Origin of the sequence: Flavobacterium sp., assembly GCF_044361065.1 — a bacterium.
Taxonomy (GTDB): Bacteria; Bacteroidota; Bacteroidia; order Flavobacteriales; family Flavobacteriaceae; genus Flavobacterium.
Genome location: NZ_JBIKJI010000169.1, coordinates 1 through 4,068, shown reverse-complemented (window position 1 = coordinate 4,068; position 4,068 = coordinate 1). Strand labels below are relative to the sequence as shown.

Below are 4,068 nucleotides of genomic sequence, written 5' to 3'. Positions count from 1 at the left end.
ACATTCACTTCGCCAACGGCACTGGCTTGGTAGCTTCCATTGTGTTTTTCAGTAATATCACGCAATGCACGAGACGAGCTCATATTAGAAACTGAATTTCCTGGTGTTTTACTCAAAACATAATCGGCTACAGCCACTAACGTATATTCTTCTCCAAACATTTCACCATCATTAGAAATAAATGCCAAACGATCTACATCCGGGTCTACTACAATTCCGAAATCGGCTTTTTCATCTAAAACAAGCTTACATATATCCGTTAAATGTTCTTTTAAAGGTTCTGGATTATGAGGAAAATGTCCGTTTGGTTCGCAATATAATTTCACCACTTCCACGCCCATTTGTTCTAATAAATTAGGAATGACAATTCCTCCAGAAGAATTTACACCATCTACTACAACTTTATATTTCTTAGTTTTCACTAAATCGGCATCTACTAAAGGCAATTCCAATACTTCATCAATATGAATATCCATATAAGAATCGTTAGTCGTAACTTCACCTAAACTATCAACATCTACAAAATCAAACGCTTCTGCCTCAGCAATTTCTAAAATTTTAGCACCTTCTGCCCCACTTAAAAATTCGCCTTTGGCATTTAATAATTTTAAAGCATTCCATTGTTTCGGATTGTGAGAAGCCGTTAATATAATTCCACCATCAGCTTGTTCCATAGGAACGGCCACTTCTACTGTTGGTGTAGTTGAGAGTCCTAAATCGATAACATCAATTCCTAATCCTAAAAGGGTGTTTTGCACTAAATTATGAATCATAGGTCCAGAAATACGTGCATCACGACCAATTACAACTTTAAGTCTTCTATCTGTAACGGTAGAGGTGTTTTTTAAAAATGTACCATATGCCGAAGCAAATTTTACAGCATCTACAGGCGTTAAATTATCGCCTACTTTACCTCCAATGGTACCTCTAATTCCTGAAATTGATTTTATTAATGTCATTATTTAATGTTTATAAAGTTTAAAAGGGTTATTAATTGAAAAGTAAACCCCGCATAAAATACAAAGATAAATCTTCAACATAAGATAACAATAAAACATTCAAAGAATTTTATATATTTACGAAAGAAATAATTTTTAATTTTTTTCGCAACACAGATTTTAAAAATTATATAAATTTCTAAAATTTCTAAAATCTGTGTTTCTAAATTATTATTCCATTTAACCAAATAAACAACTCAACCACAAACTTGAACTATCTCGCACACATATACCTTTCCGATGAAGATGATTTCATTAAAATTGGCAATTTTATGGCCGATGCTATTAAAGGAAATTCATATGAGTCGTATCCTGTAGGTATTCAAATTGGGGTGAAACTGCACCGTTTTATTGATAGTTTTACAGATTCACACGAAATATATCGTAAAAGCAAACATCGATTACATCAGAAGTTTGGACATTATTCAGGTGTGATAATGGATATTGTTTACGATCATTTTTTAGCAAAAAACTGGCAGCAATTTTCTGACATACCTCTTGAACAGTATGCCGATGATTTTTATAACCTACTACAAAAGGAATATGCAATTTTAACCCCAAAAACGCAAAATGCATTACCTTATATGGTAAAAACCAATTGGTTGGTGTGTTATCAATCATTAGAAGGGTTAGAATTAATTTTATTTCAAATGGATTATCGTACTAAAAACCGAGTAAATATGCCCACTGCGATGGAAGACATTCAAGCGTTTTATAAAGAAATTGAACACGAATTTTTAACGTTTTTTACAGCATTACAACATCACACTAAATTAGAATTAAATACATTAAGAAATGAGTTTTGTTACTACAATTAAACAACAGTTTGAAGCCAACGAAAATGTGGCCTACGGAAAAAAGCAAAGTGATTATTTAAAGAATAATTTTTCTTTTTATGGCATTCAAACCCAAGCCAGACGTGATATTCTAAAAAAGTGTACTTCTATTTATAAAGATGAAATTAAAACAAATTTTAGAGCCATTTGTTGGCAATTGTATCAATTTCCACATCGAGAAATGCATCACGCTGCCATTGATGTTTTCATCAAAGAAATCAAGAATAACTATCAAATTGAAGATATACTTTTAATTGAAAAACTCATTACAACTAACTCCTGGTGGGACAGTGTAGACACTTTAGCAAAATACGCTGTGGGTGGCTATTTAGAAACGTTTCCAGAAAAAAAATATGAAATTATCGAAGCATTTTCCAATGCTGATAATATGTGGCTCAACCGAACGGCGATTATTTTTCAATTGGGCTATAAACAAAAAACAGATTTTAATGTACTGGTTTCCGAATGCGAAAAACACAAACAGTCTACTGAGTTTTTCATTCAAAAAGCCATAGGTTGGGCATTACGCGAATACGGTTCGGTAAATCCAACAGCGGTTTTAAATTATGTAAACAGCACCAATTTAAAACCCTTAAGCAAAAAAGAAGCTATTAGAAAAATCATTTAATTGCTATTTTTGCAACAAATTCACTATTTCAATTTATAATAGTTCAGTATTTCGTAGCAAAATAAAATCCGTTACATCTGTCAAATCTGCGTACCTAAAACATTTTATCTTTTAAAAAATTAGCGTATTTTAGCCATTCTAAATAAAAAACACTTGTGTTAAAGCGAATACAAAAAATAGCGTATTTTTTTGAAAACTATTTTTCTAAACTGAAGTCGGTGTTAGAGCCGCGTCAATTTTTATACATTTCAAGTGTATTAGTAGGATTATCAGCGGCTTTGGCGGTAATTGTATTGAAAACATTTGCCCACAACGTATTTATATTTTCACAATATTTAAACACAAAACTGCATTTACCTTACAGTAAAAGTACCTTACCTATTATTGGAATTTTATTGACGGTTTTTGTAATAAAAAATTTCTTAAACGGAAACATCCAAAAAGGAACCTCTCAAATTATGTATGCGGTTGCCAAAAAGCGCAGCGTAATGCCTGGTAAGCAAATGTATGCCCAAATAATTACCAGTTCGTTAACTGTAGGTATGGGTGGAAGCGCTGGATTGGAGTCGCCTATTACCATTACTGGTGCGGCTTTTGGAAGTAATTACGCTTTAAAATACCGATTAAGTTATAAAGACAGAACCTTACTTTTAGCCTGTGGTGTCGCTGCCGGAATAGCTGCTGCCTTTAACGCGCCAATTGCGGGCGTTTTGTTTGCTATTGAAGTAGTTTTAGCAGAAATTAGTATTACGGCTTTTACGCCTTTAATAATTAGTGCTGCAACGGGATCGATTGTTTCGATGTTATTATTAAATGAAGATGCATTATTTAGTTTCAAATCGATACAAGATTTTGATTCTAAAAACATTCCTTTTTATATTATTTTAGGAATTTTGTCTGGGTTTGTTTCCATTCATTACGCCAGAAATTTTAGAAAAGTAGAACATTTTTTCGCCACACGAAGTAAAAACACCTACCGAAAAGCCTTGTTTGGTGCCTTAATTTTAGGGATATTAATTTTTATATTCCCCAGTTTATTTGGTGAAGGATACGAAGGGATTAAGCTTTTAGCCGCCAATCAGCCAGAAAAACTATTAGAAAATACCCTTTTAGAAAAATTTGAATCGAACAAATGGATTATTTTTGGTTTCATTACCTTAACCCTATTGTTTAAAGTTTTTGCGACAGGAATTACTTTAGGTGCGGGTGGAAATGGTGGTAACTTCGCCCCTTCTTTGTTTGTGGGTTCGTATTTGGGGTTTTCTACCGCGTATTTTATTAATATGCTAAAAATTACGAATTTACCTATTAGTAATTTTACTTTGGTGGGAATGTCTGGTGTATTAAGTGGTTTGTTTCATTCGCCATTAACTGCTATTTTCTTAATTGCTGAAATTACGGGTGGCTATAGTTTAATGGTGCCCTTAATGTTGGTTTCTTCTATTAGTTTTGCCATCTCTAAACACTTTGAACCGTATTCATTTGACATTAAAAATTTAGCGGACAAAGGCGAAGTTTTTACAGATGATAAAGACAAAAATATTTTACAGTCTATTGATGTTAAACGTTTGATTAACAATAATTTTAATACCGTTACCGAATCTAA

General features: G+C 32.7%; 4 protein-coding genes. 3 read left to right on the top strand and 1 reads right to left on the bottom strand.

Annotated elements, in window-relative coordinates; all coding sequences use genetic code 11:
* On the bottom strand, positions 1-959 hold a 959-nt coding region (locus tag ACIQ11_RS09255; protein WP_396154343.1), incomplete at its 3' end, for a phosphoglucosamine mutase.
* A gap of 248 nt (positions 960-1,207) precedes the next feature.
* Between ACIQ11_RS09255 and ACIQ11_RS09250 the strand changes: the two genes are divergently transcribed.
* The 3 genes from ACIQ11_RS09250 to ACIQ11_RS09240 all read left to right on the top strand — a co-directional run.
* The gene (locus ACIQ11_RS09250) at positions 1,208-1,816 is read left to right on the top strand and encodes an ACP phosphodiesterase (protein WP_396154342.1); all 609 of its coding nucleotides are present in this window, start codon (positions 1,208-1,210) and stop codon (positions 1,814-1,816) included.
* On the top strand, positions 1,794-2,462 hold the full coding sequence (locus tag ACIQ11_RS09245) for a DNA alkylation repair protein (protein ID WP_396154341.1): 669 nt from the start codon (positions 1,794-1,796) through the stop codon (positions 2,460-2,462). The genes ACIQ11_RS09250 and ACIQ11_RS09245 overlap by 23 nt, the downstream gene beginning before the upstream one ends.
* A gap of 155 nt (positions 2,463-2,617) precedes the next feature.
* On the top strand, positions 2,618-4,068 hold a 1,451-nt coding region (locus ACIQ11_RS09240; protein WP_396154340.1), incomplete at its 3' end, for a chloride channel protein.